The sequence below is a fragment of the Nocardiopsis sp. NPDC050513 genome (assembly GCF_044457925.1).
GTDB lineage: Bacteria > Actinomycetota > Actinomycetes > Streptosporangiales > Streptosporangiaceae > Nocardiopsis.
Genome location: NZ_JBITHK010000005.1, coordinates 46,019 through 61,471, shown reverse-complemented (window position 1 = coordinate 61,471; position 15,453 = coordinate 46,019). Strand labels below are relative to the sequence as shown.

General features: G+C 72.7%; 14 protein-coding genes. 9 read left to right on the top strand and 5 right to left on the bottom strand.

The window, feature by feature from the left end; all coding sequences use genetic code 11:
• The first annotated feature begins 47 nt into the window (after window positions 1–47).
• Window positions 48–989: a hypothetical protein gene (locus ACIBFB_RS10550; RefSeq protein WP_397228567.1), complete on the top strand. Its 942-nt coding sequence runs from the start codon at window positions 48–50 to the stop codon at window positions 987–989.
• A 108-nt stretch (window positions 990–1,097) separates the two neighbouring features.
• On the top strand, window positions 1,098–1,514 hold the full coding sequence (locus tag ACIBFB_RS10545; protein ID WP_397228565.1) for an ABATE domain-containing protein: 417 nt from the start codon (window positions 1,098–1,100) through the stop codon (window positions 1,512–1,514).
• 191 nt (window positions 1,515–1,705) lie between these two features.
• Here the strand turns inward: ACIBFB_RS10545 and ACIBFB_RS10540 are convergent, their stop codons facing one another.
• Genes ACIBFB_RS10540 through ACIBFB_RS10530 form a run of 3 tightly spaced genes read right to left on the bottom strand, consistent with a single transcriptional unit; the run spans window position 1,706 to window position 3,718 of the window.
• Entirely contained in the window at window positions 1,706–2,107 is a 402-nt protein-coding gene (locus tag ACIBFB_RS10540; protein WP_397228563.1) for a thiol-disulfide oxidoreductase DCC family protein, read from the bottom strand.
• Between the two features lie 48 nt (window positions 2,108–2,155).
• On the bottom strand, window positions 2,156–2,707 hold the full coding sequence (locus tag ACIBFB_RS10535; protein WP_397228561.1) for a hypothetical protein: 552 nt from the start codon (window positions 2,705–2,707) through the stop codon (window positions 2,156–2,158).
• Between the two features lie 30 nt (window positions 2,708–2,737).
• Window positions 2,738–3,718: an alpha/beta hydrolase family protein gene (locus tag ACIBFB_RS10530; protein WP_397228559.1), complete on the bottom strand. Its 981-nt coding sequence runs from the start codon at window positions 3,716–3,718 to the stop codon at window positions 2,738–2,740.
• Between the two features lie 181 nt (window positions 3,719–3,899).
• On the opposite strand from ACIBFB_RS10530, the gene ACIBFB_RS10525 reads away from it, so the two are divergent.
• Window positions 3,900–4,496 (top strand): TetR/AcrR family transcriptional regulator, encoded by a 597-nt coding sequence (locus tag ACIBFB_RS10525; protein ID WP_397228557.1) that lies wholly within the window; start codon window positions 3,900–3,902, stop codon window positions 4,494–4,496.
• A gap of 81 nt (window positions 4,497–4,577) precedes the next feature.
• Here the strand turns inward: ACIBFB_RS10525 and ACIBFB_RS10520 are convergent, their stop codons facing one another.
• On the bottom strand, window positions 4,578–5,417 hold the full coding sequence (locus ACIBFB_RS10520; protein ID WP_397228555.1) for a PAC2 family protein: 840 nt from the start codon (window positions 5,415–5,417) through the stop codon (window positions 4,578–4,580).
• A 372-nt stretch (window positions 5,418–5,789) separates the two neighbouring features.
• Between ACIBFB_RS10520 and metH the strand changes: the two genes are divergently transcribed.
• From metH to ACIBFB_RS10495, 5 genes are all read left to right on the top strand, one after another.
• Window positions 5,790–9,263 (top strand): methionine synthase, encoded by a 3,474-nt coding sequence (gene metH / locus ACIBFB_RS10515; RefSeq protein WP_397228553.1) that lies wholly within the window; start codon window positions 5,790–5,792, stop codon window positions 9,261–9,263.
• A 286-nt stretch (window positions 9,264–9,549) separates the two neighbouring features.
• Window positions 9,550–10,245 (top strand): HAD family hydrolase, encoded by a 696-nt coding sequence (locus ACIBFB_RS10510; protein WP_397228551.1) that lies wholly within the window; start codon window positions 9,550–9,552, stop codon window positions 10,243–10,245.
• 185 nt (window positions 10,246–10,430) lie between these two features.
• Window positions 10,431–11,120: a DJ-1/PfpI family protein gene (locus tag ACIBFB_RS10505; RefSeq protein WP_397228548.1), complete on the top strand. Its 690-nt coding sequence runs from the start codon at window positions 10,431–10,433 to the stop codon at window positions 11,118–11,120.
• Between the two features lie 145 nt (window positions 11,121–11,265).
• Entirely contained in the window at window positions 11,266–11,790 is a 525-nt protein-coding gene (locus tag ACIBFB_RS10500; protein WP_397228546.1) for a cellulose synthase, read from the top strand.
• 91 nt (window positions 11,791–11,881) lie between these two features.
• The gene (locus tag ACIBFB_RS10495) at window positions 11,882–12,604 is read left to right on the top strand and encodes a maleylpyruvate isomerase family mycothiol-dependent enzyme (RefSeq protein WP_397228544.1); all 723 of its coding nucleotides are present in this window, start codon (window positions 11,882–11,884) and stop codon (window positions 12,602–12,604) included.
• 162 nt (window positions 12,605–12,766) lie between these two features.
• Here the strand turns inward: ACIBFB_RS10495 and ACIBFB_RS10490 are convergent, their stop codons facing one another.
• Window positions 12,767–13,531 (bottom strand): group II truncated hemoglobin, encoded by a 765-nt coding sequence (locus ACIBFB_RS10490; protein ID WP_397228542.1) that lies wholly within the window; start codon window positions 13,529–13,531, stop codon window positions 12,767–12,769.
• A 785-nt stretch (window positions 13,532–14,316) separates the two neighbouring features.
• Between ACIBFB_RS10490 and ACIBFB_RS10485 the strand changes: the two genes are divergently transcribed.
• The gene (locus tag ACIBFB_RS10485) at window positions 14,317–15,372 is read left to right on the top strand and encodes an ABC transporter permease (RefSeq protein WP_397228540.1); all 1,056 of its coding nucleotides are present in this window, start codon (window positions 14,317–14,319) and stop codon (window positions 15,370–15,372) included.
• Window positions 15,373–15,453 lie beyond the last annotated feature (81 nt).

The following is a 15,453-nucleotide window of genomic DNA, read 5'->3' as shown; positions in this document are numbered from 1 at the left end:
GGTCGCCACGCCCGTGGACCGTCGGCACCGGGTGCCACAATCCGGGCATGCGTACAGGAACTGACGTACTCCACAGCACCGACTGGTCCCGGCTCCTCCACGCCCGCGGAATCGCCACGGACGCGCCAGAGGCGCTCGCTCCGCTGCTCGACTGGGACGAGACGGGGTGGCGCCGTGCGCTGGACTACCTGTACGACTCCGTCCTCGGCGGGGGCGGAGTGCACCCCGCGACGGTGCCCGCCGTCCAGTTCGTCACCGGTCTGCTCGACCACCCGGTCGCGGACACGGTGCCGCCTTGGGAGGGGCCCTGGCCGAGGACGCTGCGCGGGGTGCTCCTGGAGTTCCTGGGCGCCGCCGCGCGTGCCGCGTCCGCGAACGAGTGCGCGGGCGAGCTCGGGGCGGCGGCCGAGGTCGGCGAGGACGCCGTCGAGGACCTGGTGCGTGCGGTCGCCGACGAGGACGCGGCCGTGGACGCCGACGCGATGGAGGCGGCGTACACGGCGGTGGGGTGGCGCGCGGTGCTCGACATGCGCGTGGCCGCGCCCGAGCTGTACGACGCCGTGCGCCCCTACCTGACCGATGCCGACCGGCACGTCCGCCAGCGTGCGGTGGAGGCCGCGGGTGAGTTCGCGTTCCTGGCCGGTCTGGAGCCGGACCTGTCCGGGGCGATGGATCTGGCGGGGACCCGGGACGAGGGGGCCGCCATCGTCCTCGCTCTGGGGAGGAACGGCCACGACACCGCGGCCTACCTCACCCACGCCGACCCGGCCATCCGGGCCTGTGCCGCGCTGGCCCCGGCCGTGCGGGGCGACGCCGCCGCGACCCGGGAGCTGGTGTCGGCGCTCCTGCGGGGGGAGGAGATCGAGTCGTGGTTCTCCGTGCGCCCCGGGGCCTTCGGCGGCCCCGTCCGGTCGACCCTGGAGCGGGAACTGGACGAGCGCGCCGGGGCGGAGGACCGCGAGGAACGTCGGGCTCTGGCCGAGGGATGAGCGGTCTGTCCCCGAGCGGGCCGGATGTCGTGATGGTGCATGGAATCGTGACCGGTGATCCTCGGCGTTCGCCGGAATCCGCGGGCGGAGCGTGATGCAATGGTCACCATGACCACCCCCACGCTCAGCACCGCCGCACGACTCGTCACCGACTTCGTCACCTCCGGCGAGGCGCTGTCCGACCGTGCCGATCTCGCGCGCTTCCTCCGGGAGCACCGACTGGCCACCGACGGGGCCATCCCGATCACCCTCAGCGACCTGGACGAGGCCCTGACGCTGCGCGCCGCCATCCGCGCCGTCATCACCCGGGGCGACGGGGACGGTGGAGCCGACCCCGACGTGATGGCGCGCGGTCAGCGTGTGCTCGACGGCCTGCGGGTCACCGTGCGGCTGCTGCCCGAGGCGGACACCGCCGCACCCCTGGCCCCCGCCGTGGTCGACGAGGTGCGCCGTGGGCTGGCACGGATCGCGGGCGCGTGGGCGGCCGTCCTGGCCACGGGGGAGTGGCGCGACCTCCGCGTGTGACTGCTTCCCTCCCTGAAGGGAAGGGGATGCTCATCACCCTTCCCGCCATGGAAGCCGCGGGGATTCCCGGCTCAGGCCGCCCGAACGCCCAGCGGACGTCCGGGTCCTACGCCCCCGACACCAGCCGGGGCCAGACCCGCCCGGACCGACACCACCTGCGCGGAGTCTCCGTCCGCGGCTCCCGCCCGCCCTCAGCCCCCGTCGATCGCGCAGGCGGCGGTCCCGCCGGGCAGCCGGTAGCGGTTGGCGGCCACCCACCGGTAGAGGGCGCGGTTGAGTGCCCGCACCAGCGGCAGCCGGAGCGCCCGGCCCAGGGGGCGCGCGGGGAACCGGCCGTGGATCAGAACCTCGGCCACCGCGTCCCCGCCCGCGAAGCGGCGACCGTCGGGGTAGACGAACCACGCCTCCCGGTCGGCCTGCTCCGGTGTGAGGCCGACGGCGGCCAGGTCGAACTCCTGCCAGGCGACGAACGCGGCGCGGGTGCGCACGCGGTCGCGTCCGAAGGCCACCGCGCGCTGGCAGAAGCCGCAGTCCCGGTCGTAGAGGAACGTTCCGGCGCCGCTGATGCCGGGTCCGTCCGAACGGTACGTCATGTCACCATCATGCCCCTGGTGAGCACGGCGTCCCCGTCCGGCCCCGCACTACCCGCCGCGCGGCGGGGGCGCGATCTCGCTCGCGTGGCGCAGCCGCTCCAGAGCCGGGGGCGCGTCCAGGGCCCGCAGCGCGGCCACCCGGACGACGAAGTGGGGCTCGACCATGGCGACGACCGCCCACGCGTAGGGCGAATGGAGGACGTCGCAGTCGTAGGGCGCACCGTCGATCCCGATCCGTGCCCGCGACCACGACGCCCCCAGGGCGTGGACGCGGGGCTCGGCGTCCGTGTCCCCCTCGGCCCGCCGCTGGAGGAAGTCGTGTCCTGACCCGAAGCGCCGCACGTGGTCGCGGAGCGGCGGCCAGTCCACGTCCGGCCACCGCCGCGTCGTCACCTCCAGACCGGACTCCCCGACCTCGGCGGCGGAGTAGTGCGCGGTGCACTCCAGCACGTGGTCCTGGAGCGGGCTGAACCCCACGTCTCCCAGGCGGCCCGAGTCCGCCCTGCCGACGGGCGCGAACAGCGGAAGGTCCGCCATCACGCGTTCCACGGAGACCGGTCCGGGCGTTCTCGGCCGGAGAGGTACGTCGCTGAACTCCATGCCGCCGATGCTAGTCCCGCGTCAGCAGACCTACTCGGTATCGGCCCCCTTGGACTCGACGCGTCCCTGCGGGTGGGGGTCGGCCGCCAGCGCGTCACGCTCCGCCTGCCAGGCGGGGTCACCGGGGAAGAGCTCCGAACGCAGGTAGGCCGAGGTGAGCCGCTGGACGGCCGCCACACGCTCGGGGCTCTCGTCCGTGGTCTCGGCGGCGTCGTATCCGGAGACCCCGCCCAGCCCGTGTTCCCCGCCGAACAGGGTGAGCAGGGACTTGCGGCCCGGTGAGAGGACGTACGGATCGGTGTGCCACTCCGGGCCCCGCACCGTCAGGTGCGGCGAACCGTCCTTGTCCCCGTGGACGACGAGCGCGGGCGTCGTCATCCGGGAGAAGTCCATGGTCAGGAAGAAGGAGTAGTTCTCGGCCACGAACGGGGTGACGGCGTCGCCGCCCCTGCCGGGCGCGGCGAGCAGCACCCCGGCGCTGATACGCGGATCGGCCAGGTTCACCTCCGTGCCGTCGTGGGGATCGGTGAGCCGCGCGCCCAGAAGCAGGCTCGCGGTGTGCCCGCCCATCGAGTGCCCGGCGACGGCGACCTTGTCGTGGTCCAGGCGCCCGCGGAGCTGCGGCACGGCGGCCTCGACGGCGTCGAGCCGGTTGAGGACGCGCGTCATGTCCTCCGCCCGCGACCGCCAGTACAGCGGAGCCTCGGGGTGGTCGGGGTCCAGGACGCGGTTCAGCGTCGCGGAGCTCAGGTGGGTGGGCTGGACGACCGCGAATCCGTGCGCCGCCCAGTAGTCGGCGAGGGGGCCGTAGCCGTTGAGGGAGGAGAGGTGGTTCGAGTGGCCGTGACCGTGCGAGAGGAGGACGACCGGCAGGCCGTCCCCGGCCACGGGCGCGGAGACCCGCAGCTCCAGGTCCACGGGTCGACCGGGTGACGGCAACGTCACCGGGCTGACCGAGAGGACGGGAGCGGGCGGGCCGAGGAGGTCGGCGGCGGGGGCCGGTTCACGCATGAGGCGTCTTCCCTTCGGGGGCCTCCGACACAGGTCACGGGGGACCGGCGCCGGGCGGGGCGGGCAGAGGCACCGGCTCCGCAGGAAACGGAGCGGTGTTCCACTTACTATGCGGAACGGTGCTCCGGTTGTCAAGGGGGTACTGTTCTGTTCTGTCGGTGACAGTCGGAGGGAGAGCGCGGTGACCAGTGCGCATCGGTCCGGCGAGGCGCCGGCCAGGGCCAAACGGGCCGACGCGCGGCGCAACGAGCGCAAGCTGCTGGACGCGGCCGCCGCGGTGTTCGTGGACTCCGGCGTCGACGCGCCCATCCGTGAGATCGCGGCCAGCGCGGGCGTCGGCATGGGGACGATCTACCGCCACTTCCCGACGCGGGCGGACCTGGTCGTCGCCGTCTACCGCCACCAGGTCGAGGCGTGCGCCGAGGCGGGCCCGACCCTGCAGGACGGAGCCGAGTCCCCGTTCACGGCCCTACGGGAGTGGGTGGACCTCTTCGTCGACTTCCTGGTGACGAAGCACGGACTCGCCCACGCGATGGGATCGGACAGCGGCGGCTTCGACACGCTGCACGCCTACTTCCTCGACCGCCTGGTGCCGGTCTGCGAGCGGTTGCTCGACGCGGCGGTCGACGCGGGCGAGATCAGGCCCGGAACGCAGGCCTACGAACTGATGCGCGGCATCGGCAACCTCTGCATCGGGAGCGACAGCGACCCCGACTACGACCCGCGGCGCATGGTCGACCTGCTGCTGCGGGGCTTGCGGCCACCGGTGCCGTCCTGAGGCCGGCGCGCCGCTCCGACGCGGCGGGGAGTCGGCGGTCGCGCGGGGCGCGTCCGCCGCACGGTCCCGCGCCGTCCGGGGTCAGCCGTCCTCGCGGCGGCGGAGATAGCGCTCGAACTCGCGGGCGATCGCGTCGCCGGACGCCTCCGGCAGCTCGGCGGTGTCCTTGGCCTCCTCCAGGCCGCGCACGTAGGCGGAGATGTCCTCGTCCTCGGCGGTGAGCTCGTTGACGTTGGACTCCCACGACACCGCCTCCTCGGGCAGGTCGCCCAGCGGCACCGACACCCCGAGGAACTCCTCCACCCATCCCAGCAGCGCCAGCGTCGCCTTCGGGCACGGCGGCTGCGCCACGTAGTGGGGGATGGCCGCCCACAGCGACACCGTCTCGATCCCGACCTCGCTGAACGTCTCGTGCGCCACGCCCACGATGCCGGTCGGGCCCGAGTAGGTGGTCGGCTCCAGGCCGTGCCCCTCACCCAGCTCCACCGGCGAGGCGATGCCGGTCACCGGGATCGGCCGGGTGTGCGGCGCGTCGGCCAGCAGCGAACCCAGCATCACCGCGCGCTCCACGCCCAGCTGCCGCGCGATCGCCAGCAGGTCGGCCGTGTACGAACGCCACCGCATGTTCGGCTCGGGGCCGGTCACCAGGACCACGTCGCGCTTGGCGCCGGGCGGGGTGGCCAGCGCCACACGTGTGGTGGGCCACTCGACCTTGCCGACCAGACCGTCGACCACGGACATGCGCGGCCGGGTGACCTGGAAATCGTAGTAGTCGTCCGGGGTGAGCGCGCACAGCTCGCGGGAGTCCCACTCCCTCGACAGGTGCTCGACGGCGAGGGTGGCGGCCTCCCCGGCGTCGTTCCAGCCCTCGAACGCCGCCACCATGATCGGATCGACAAGCTCCCGGGTGAGCTTGATCATTGGCGGCCCCTTCCTGCGCGCGGACGGAGTCCACCCTATGGGGTGCCACCCCGGCCTGGAAACCGGGATTCCGCCTGGGCCCGGACCGCCCGAGCCCCCGCTCCACAGGTGGATCACTGGTGCGAACGGTCTGGAAACGAACGGAATTCCGTCTGATTGAACCCGTGCGGAGCGGGCCTCGTGCGCATATCGTGGAACGCACGTCTCACATGGCGAAACGCCTGATGGGGTAGCCTCGCAGCCAGCGACTGCCGTGGACAGAGCCGTCCCCCAGGCGCCCGACCCGACCGCGCCGAGGGTCGGCCCAGCACCGCGCTCCGCGCAGGTCGGCATGGGCCCGCCCAGCGCGCCCAAGACTAGAGTTGCGGATTGATGAGAGCTCGCCTGACCTTCCGTGAAGCACTGTCCCAGCGTGTCATCGTCGCGGACGGAGCGATGGGCACCATGCTCCAGGCGCACGATCTCGACCTCGACCAGTTCGAGGGCCACGAGGGCTGCAACGACATCCTCAACGTCACCCGTCCCGACATCGTCCACGACACCCACGCCGCCTTCCTCGCCGTGGGGTCGGACTGCGTCGAGACCAACACCTTCTCCGCGAACTACGGCGGTCTGGCCGAGTACGGCATCGAGGACCGCGCCTACGAGATCGCGGAGGCGGGAGCCCGCGTCGCCCGCCAGGCCGCTGACGCCTACTCGACCGCCGACCACCCCCGCTACGTCCTCGGGTCGGTCGGCCCCGGAACCAAGCTGCCCACCCTGGGCCACGCCCCCTACGCCCTCCTGCGCGACCACTACGAGCAGTGCCACCGCGGCCTCATCGACGGCGGCGCCGACGCCATCCTCATCGAGACCTGCCAGGACCTGCTCCAGGTCAAGGCCGCCGTGGTCGCCGCCCAGCGTGCCCGCAAGGCCCTGGGCAGCGACATCCCGATCATCGCCCAGGTCACCATCGAGACCACCGGCACCATGCTCGTCGGATCGGAGATCGGCGCCGCGCTGACCTCGCTGGCGCCGCTCGGTATCGACGTCATCGGCCTCAACTGCGCCACCGGCCCCGCCGAGATGAGCGAGCACCTGCGCTACCTGTCGCACCACTCGCCCATCCCGATCTCCTGCATGCCCAACGCGGGCCTGCCCCAGCTCGGCGCGAACGGCGCGGTCTACCCGCTCACGCCGGCCGAGCTGGCCGACGCCCACGAGACGTTCACCTCCGAGTTCGGCCTGAGCATGGTCGGCGGCTGCTGCGGCACCACACCCGAGCACCTGCGCCAGGTGGTCGAGCGCGTCCAGGGCCGCGGGATCAGGGACCGCAGGCCCGTGGTCGAGGCCGCCGCGTCCTCGATCTACCAGAGCGTGCCCTTCCGCCAGGACGCCAGCTACCTCGCGGTCGGCGAGCGCACCAACGCCAACGGCTCCAAGAAGTTCCGCACCGCCATGCTGGAGGAGCGCTGGGACGACTGCGTGGAGATGGCGCGCGACCAGATCCGCGACGGCGCCCACCTGCTCGACCTCAACATCGACTACGTGGGCCGCGACGGCGTGCGCGACATGCGTGAACTGGCCTCGCGCTTCGCGACCTCCTCCACCCTGCCGATCATGCTCGACTCCACCGAGCCCGCGGTCCTGGAGGCCGGGCTGGAGGCCCTGGGCGGTCGCGCGGTGATCAACTCGGTCAACTACGAGGACGGCGACGGCCCCGACTCGCGCTTCACCCGGATCATGGAGCTGGTCGGGGAGCACGGGGCGGCCGTGGTCGGGCTGTGCATCGACGAGGAGGGCCAGGCACGCACCGCCGAGTGGAAGCTGCGCGTGGCCACCCGCCTGATCGAGCAGATCACCGGCGAGTGGGGCCTGAGGACCGGCGACATCATCATCGACTGCCTCACCTTCCCCATCACCACCGGGCAGGAGGAAACGCGCCGCGACGGCATCGAGACGCTCGACGCCATCCGGGAGCTCAAGCGCCGCTACCCCGACGTGCAGACCACGCTCGGACTGTCCAACCTGTCGTTCGGCGTCAACCCGGCCGCCCGCATCGTGCTGAACTCGGTGTTCCTGCACGAGGCGGTCGAGGCGGGACTGGACTCGGCGATCGTGCACGCCTCCAAGATCGTGCCGATCAACCAGATCCCCGACGAGCAGCGCGAGGTCGCCCTCGACCTCGTCTACGACCGGCGCTCCGGCGACTACGACCCGCTGGCGCGGTTCATCGACATGTTCGAGGGCGTGGACGCCAAGTCCATGAGGGCCTCGCGCGCCGAGGAGCTGGCCGCCCTGCCGCTGTGGGAGCGCCTGGAGCGGCGGATCGTCGACGGCGAGCTCACCGGGATCGAGGCCGACCTGGACACGGCGCTGGCGGAGAAGCCCGCGCTGGCGATCGTCAACGACACCCTCCTGGAGGGGATGAAGACCGTCGGCGAGCTGTTCGGCTCCGGCCAGATGCAGCTGCCGTTCGTCCTCAAGTCCGCCGAGGTGATGAAGAGCGCGGTCGCCTACCTCGAACCGCACATGGACAGGACCGACGACGACGGCAAGGGCCGCATCGTCCTGGCCACCGTCAAGGGCGACGTCCACGACATCGGCAAGAACCTCGTCGACATCATCCTGTCCAACAACGGCTACGACGTCGTCAACATCGGCATCAAGCAGCCGGTCTCGGCGATCCTGGAGGCGGCCGAGCGCGAGCGCGCCGACGTCATCGGCATGTCCGGGCTCCTGGTCAAGTCCACGGTGATCATGAAGGAGAACCTCGAGGAGATGAACTCCCGGGGTCTGTCCGAGCGCTTCCCCGTGCTGCTGGGCGGCGCGGCGCTCACCCGCTCCTACGTGGAGCAGGACCTGGCGGAGATGTACGACGGCGAGGTCCGCTACGCCAAGGACGCCTTCGAGGGGCTGCGCCTGATGGACAGCTTCATGGCCGTCAAGCGCGGCGAGGAGGGCGCCGAGCTGCCCGCCCTGCGCCAGCGCAGGGTGCGCCGGGGCGCCGTGCTCAAGGTGACCGAGCCCGAGGACATGCCCGCGCGCAGCGACGTGGCCACCGACAACCGGGTGCCGACGCCGCCGTTCTTCGGCGACCGGATCAGCAAGGGCATCCCGCTGGCCGACTACGCCGCCTTCCTCGACGAGCGCGCCACGTTCATGGGCCAGTGGGGGCTCAAGCCCTCCCGGGGCGGCGACGGCCCCACCTACGAGGAACTGGTCGAGACCGAGGGCCGCCCGCGGATGCGGATGTGGCTGGACCGCATCCAGACCGACGGCCTGCTGGAGGCGGCGGTCGTGCACGGGCACTTCCCCTGCTACAGCGAGGGCGACGACCTCGTGGTGCTGGACGAGGACGGCCGGGCCGAGCGCACGCGCTTCACGTTCCCGCGCCAGCGCCGCGACCGCCACCTGTGCCTGGCCGACTTCTTCCGGCCCAAGGAGTCGGGGGAGCTGGACGTGGTGTCCTTCCAGGTCGTGACCGTGGGTTCGGCGATCAGCCGGGCCACCGCCGCCCTGTTCGAGAAGAACGCCTACCGCGACTACCTCGAACTGCACGGGCTGTCGGTCCAGCTGACCGAGGCGCTCGCCGAGTACTGGCACACGCGGGTCCGGGCCGAACTGGGCTTCGCGGGCGAGGACCCGGCCGAGCTGGAGGCCTTCTTCAAGCTCGGCTACCGCGGCGCGCGGTTCTCCCTCGGGTACGGGGCCTGCCCCAACCTGGAGGACCGGGCCAAGATCATGCGGCTGCTGGAGCCGGAGCGCGTGGGGGTCACGCTGTCGGAGGAGTTCCAGCTCGTCCCCGAGCAGGCCACCGACGCGATCGTCATCCACCACCCGGAGGCGACCTACTTCAACGTCTGACCGGATCCGGCCGCCCGGCGCCGTCGGCGTTCCGTGCCCGGCCCCGTCCCCGTGAGCAGGGCGTGTGTCCGCCTCCCCGCCCCGGGAGGGGCCGGGTCCGTGCGCGGGGCCGATCCGAGTGTTCGCGGTGCGGACAGTCGCACTTCACGTCCCGGGCCCCCGCAGGCGGCCACGCCCGTGGGACCCTGGGCGGCCCGTGGGCGCACGGATCCGGGGGCGCCCGAACGACACGAGAGGGGAGAGCGTGGCGGAGGTCCGCCGAGGGCGGGACCGCGCCACCGAGCGCATGACTGAACCGAGGACGACGGGCGGCCGGACGGCCGGGGAGCGCCGCCTGCAGGCGGTGCTGTTGGACATGGACGGCACGCTCATCGAGAGCGAGCACCTGTGGGGGGAGTCCGAGGCCGAGCTCGTCGCGGAGCTGGGCGGCGTGTGGAGCGAGGAGGACCACGAGCGCAACGTCGGCAACGCGGCCGAGCCCGTGGGCCGGTACATCGTGGAGCTGACCGGGGCGGACCTGACGCCGCGCGAGGTCGCCGACCGCCTCTACGTGAAGTTCCGCGCCAAGCTGGAGGACGGCGCCGAGCTGCGCCCGGGGGCCAAGCAGCTGGTCTCGATGGTGGCGGACGCGGGAATCCCGGTGTCGCTGGTGACCTCCACCGAGCGCGCGCTGGTCGGCGCGGCGATCGGCGGGATCGGGCTGGAGAGCTTCGACGACTCCGTGGCCGGTGACGAGGTCGGCGCGAACAAGCCCGACCCCGACCCCTACCTCATCGCGGCCCGGCGGCTCGGCGTGGACCCCCGCCGCTGCGTGGCCTTCGAGGACTCCGTGGTGGGTGTGGCCTCCGCGGCGTCGGCGGGCTGTGTGACGGTCGCCGTGCCCAACCACGTGGAGATCGCACCGCGCGAGGGCGTGGTCTTCCGGGATTCGCTGGTGGGCGTGGACCTGGAGTGGCTGGAGTCGCTGGTCGCCGACCGCTGACCCCACCCGCCGACAGGGCCGTGGCGCGGGGGGCGTCGCGGCCCCGTCGGCGTCGGTCCCCGCTCGGACGGGTCGACGGGGGCCCGCGCGTCGCGTCCCGTGTCCGGACGACAGACATCCCACGTTTCCTGACACAGTGGCGGGGAAGCGTTGCGGGAGGCCGTGGGCCCGGCGAGGCTGGGGCCATGACCAAGACCATCGCGTACGTGCTCTATCCCGAACTCACCGCGCTCGACCTCGTCGGTCCCCTCACCGTGACCTCCGTCCTGGAGAGACTCGGCTCGGACTGGCGCACCGTGACCGTGGCCCGCGACCTGTCCGCCATGGACAGCGACGCCCCCGTCGGGCTGCGGGCGACGGCGACGTTCGACCAGGTCACCGCCCCCGACATCGTGATCGTCCCCGGGGGAGTCGCCGGTACCTTCGCGGCCTGCGCGGACCGGGACCTGCTGGGCTGGCTGCGCACGGCGGCGGAGTCGGCCCACCTCATGGCGTCGGTGTGCACCGGTTCGCTGATCCTGGGCGCCGCGGGCCTGCTGCGGGGCCGCCGCGCCACGACGCACTGGAGCCTCCTCGACGCGCTGTCCCGGTTCGGCGCCACGCCCGTGTCCGAGCGCTGGGTCCGGGACGGGGACGTCCTCACCGCGGCGGGCGTGTCGGCCGGTATCGACATGGCGCTGCACCTGGTCCGCGAGTTGGAGGGGGAGGAGGCGGCCCGTCTGGCGCAGCTGGTGATCGAGTACGACCCCGAGCCGCCGCTGGGCCCCGTCGACTGGGCGTGGGTCGAGCACGCCGAGCAGCCGGACCTGCTGCGCAGGCACATGCACGCGGCGCTGATCGCGAGCCTCGGCCCGGCCCCGGAGGCGGCCGACTGACCCCGGGCCCATCGGCGGCGGTCCGGTGTACGCGCCAGGGACGCGGGTAGCGTGGAGGCAGGAGCCCCGGGCGGGCGCCGGACCGGGGAAGTCCCTAAGGGATCGGCCTGATGTGCGCGACGGCGCCGGATGGGAGACTGGCGACATGTTCGAGCTTCCCGAGAACCTGCCTGTCTCCGATCTGGCCGTGGGCGCGGTGCTCACCGGGCTGGGGCTGATCGTCTCCTTCCTCCTGTGGCGCCGGAGGGGCGCCGCCACGGGCGTGCGCGCCACGGCCTGGTCGCTGGTGCCCCTGGCCGTGGCCCTGCTCGGTCTGATGAGCGTGGTCTGGGAGTTCGTCCGCGGGGTCGCGGGCGTCCTGACGGGGCTGCTGTTCAGCCCGCTGGTGTGGGCCGGAGTGGTCCTGTCGGGCCTGGCCGTGGTCCTGTACGTCGCCTCCGGGGTCATGCGCTCGCGGGGCGTGGGCACCGCGCCGCGCTCCGGAAAGGGCGCGTCGGCGGACGGCGCCAAGGCCGCGGGCGGCGCCAAGGGCTCCGGCCGGCCCGCCGCCGGAGCGGGGGGGACCACGCCCCAGGTGGGCTCCGCCCCGGGGAAGAAGGCCGCGCCCGCCGACGACCTGTCCGACTTCGGCGACATCGAGGAGCTGCTGCGCAAGCGCGGCATCGACTAGGCGGCGGGCACGCACGCCGACCGCGGTCGTCTCCCGGCGGACCCTCGCGACGCCGTCGCCACGGAACGCCGGGAGGGGCTAGCCTGCTCGGATGAGCGACCGCGCACCCTCCCCCCACGACCTGACCCGCCTCGTCTCCGCGGCCCACGCGCTGGTGCTGGACCTCCTCGACGGCCTGGACGACGAGCGGATGGCCCGGCCCTCCGCCCTCCCGGGATGGACGCGGGGCCACGTCGTCCAGCACCTCGCGGACAACGCCAGGGCCTTCGACCGGCAGGCGCGGTGCGCACTGCGCGGCGAGCTCGTCGACGTCTACGACGGCGGTCAACGGGGTCGCGACCTGTCCATCGAACGGGGCGCCTCCCGTGCGTCGGCGCCGCTGCGCGAGGACCTGCGCGGGGCCCAGCGGGACCTGGAGGAGACCTGGGCGTCGCTGACCCCGCGGGACTGGCGCCGACCGGTGCGCTTCCGCTCCGCCACGGTCCTGGACACCGCGCTGGCGCGGTGGCGCGAGGCGGAGATCCACGCCGTCGACCTCGCGGTCGGATACCGCCCGCGCGACTGGTCGCGGGCGTTCGCCCTGCACGTCCTGGACTTCCTGGCGGCCCGGGCCCCGGAGGGGGTCCGGCTGGTCCTGCGGGCCACGGACGAGGACCACACGCGCTCCCTCGGGGAGGGCGATCCGGTGGAGGTCTCCGGGCCACTGCGCGACCTGGCGGCGTGGATGGCCGGCCGCGACACCGACGCCTCCCTGGCCACGACCGCCGCGGCGCCGCCGGACCTGGGTCCCTGGCCGCCCGCGCAGAGGGACTGAGCGACCGGCCCGTCCCCGCGTGTCGGCCCGGCGGCGGGGACGGACGGCCGATCCGGCGCCGGGGACGGCGATGAGCCGCCGCGCCAGCGCGGGGCCGACGGCGTTCCGTCCCCCGGGACGGTCCCCCGGGGAGCGGAGCGCCTCCCTCCCGGAGGACCGTGCCTAGGCCCGCTCCCCGTCCCAGCCCCAGCGGGGGGTGGGGCCCGGGTCACCCAGATCCGTCCCGGCCGGGGACTGGGACACGCCGCGGGCGATCCGCGTTCCCCAGTCGAAGTACTCCAGCACCGTCCGCCGCAGGCGGGCGTCCTCGGGCAGTTCACGCCGCACGGCCTGGTCCATCAGCTCCATCCACCGGGCGCGCTGCTCCTCGGTGATCGACAGGCCCAGGTGGCTGCGGAGCAGCGCCTGGTGTCCGCCGAGCCGCTCGGTGAAGTCCGCCGGACCGCCGAAGACCTCGGCCAGCCACACCGCCACGTGCTCGCGGTGCTCGGGGGTGAAGGCGGTGAAGACCGGGGCCAGCACGGGATCCGCCAGGACCAGCGTGTAGAAGGTCCCGGACAGCCGGCGCAGCGCGTCCTCCCCGCCCACCGCCTCGAACAGCGTCTCCTGACGCGGGGTCCCCGCACTGCCGTGGACGGGGGTCGGCGCGTAGTGGCGCATCTCCTCGATGTCGCCGATGAAGGGACGCACCGACTCCAGGAACGGGGGGAAGTGCGGGCCGCCGCGGAAGCCCTTCTCGTGGTCCTCCTGGGAGGTCCACTCGATGCGCAGCACGTAGCGCTCGGGCTCCTCGACGCCGTGGGACAGGTCGTAGCCCAGGCAGTAGGGCGAGGCGTCCAACCAGGCCGCCGCGTCCGTGTAGGCCCGCTCGAAGGCGGCGCGGCGCTCGGGGGCGCTGATGCGGTAGCGGATGTACTCCAGAGTCATCGCTGCTCCAGACGAAGGGGGGTGCCCCGCCGGAAGTTCCGGGCGGGACGGCGAGCACACGGGCGCCCGCGGTGTCCGGGTTTGCTCGCGCGCTCACCACGTGGATGATCCCACACCGTCCGCGCTCCCTTACCACTTCCGGCACAGGCGTCGCACCGTGCACTCCACGTCGCGTGCCTACCGCTGGATCCGACCGCCCCCGCGACGAACGCGGACGGTCTCCCCGGTGGCAGGGAGCGGAACGGCGGCGGTCCGGGCGTCGGTCCCGCCGTGGCGGAGCCGCCGTCGCAATGCGGACGGACACTCTCGGGGCATAGCACTTGCCATAGCTTCCCCTCTTTCGTGCTGATCCTCCTGAAATCAGGGCGTATGGTGGGGCCCGCGCTACTGGACGGTATCCCCAGGTCATCGCCGTCATCCGATGAATGCGAAGTTTGTCGCTGAGTGGCTATTAATGAGTTCTTCGTCATCATTTGTCACGATTTAGATACATGACGCAGAACTGGACGATATGCACCTGACGGGCGAGTAGGTTGGTCGCTATGTAACAGCCCGGGCGGTATCGCTACGGGAGTGTCCAACTCCACACGGAGTGCGGTCACGACCGGGCGGCCGTGTCCGGCGCGGCGGAGGTACCCCCCTCGTCGCCGCCGGTCCCGCCCACGCCAGCCAGTGTCGAGATCCGACCGGCCTCACCGTGAGGACCCCTCGTGGGTCGACCCCAGGTCTCACGCGCGGGTCCAGTCACCGCTCGGCACCGAATGAGTGGAGAGAGTGGTGTCCCGATGAGCGCGCCCTCGCAAGCCCCCGAGTCGGCGGACGAGCCGACCGCAGCGGACGCCGTCGAGGAGTCCGGGGCCGGTCACGGCGGAGCGGACAACCGCTCCCTCCGGCAGATCGCGTGGCAGCGGCTGCGGCGCGACAGGGTCGCGATGGTCTCCGGCGCGGTCGTCGTCCTGCTCATCCTCGCCGCGATCCTGGCGCCGCTCCTGACGAAGTGGTTCGGTTACCCGCCGACCCAGTACCACCAGGACCTCATCGACCCCTCCACCCGGCTCCCCTACCAGGACCCGGAGAACCCCTACGACCCGGCCAGCGGCTTCGCGGTCACCGACCCCTGGGGCGGCATCAGCTCCGACCACTGGCTCGGCGTCGAACCCACCACGGGCCGCGACATGCTCAGCCGCCTGCTCTACGGCGCGCAGATCTCCCTGCTCGTCGCCTTCCTGTCCACCCTGGTGTGCGTCGCGATCGGCACCGTCCTCGGCGTCATCGCGGGCTACAAGGGCGGTTGGACCGACACCGTGATCAGCCGGGCCATGGACATCTTCCTGGCCTTCCCGCTGATGCTCTTCGCCATCGCCCTCGTCGGCGTCATCCCGGACGGCTTCCTCGGCCTGACCGGCAACGGCCTCAGCATCGGCGTCATCGTCTTCATCATCGGGTTCTTCAACTGGCCCTACATCGCCCGCATCGTCCGGGGCCAGACGCTCTCCCTGCGCGAGCGCGAGTTCGTCGAGGCCGCCCGCAGCCTGGGCGCCGGGAACCGGCACATCCTGGTCAAGGAGATCCTGCCCAACCTGGTCACGCCGATCCTCGTCTACTCGACGCTGCTGATCCCCACCAACATCCTGTTCGAGGCGGCGCTGAGCTTCCTGGGCGTGGGCATCAACCCGCCCACCCCCAGCTGGGGAAAGATGCTCTCCGAGGCGATCCCGTTCTACCAGAACGGCCCCTACTTCATCGTCTTCCCCGGCCTGGCCATCTTCATCACCGTCCTCGCGTTCAACCTGTTCGGTGACGGTCTCCGCGACGCCTTCGACCCCAAGACCTCGGACTGATCCGCGTCCGAGCGGGGCGAGGCGGTCGCCCACCCCGATCGGTCGCGGATCGACCCGCGGGCCAACCCATCCCCTTTCAGG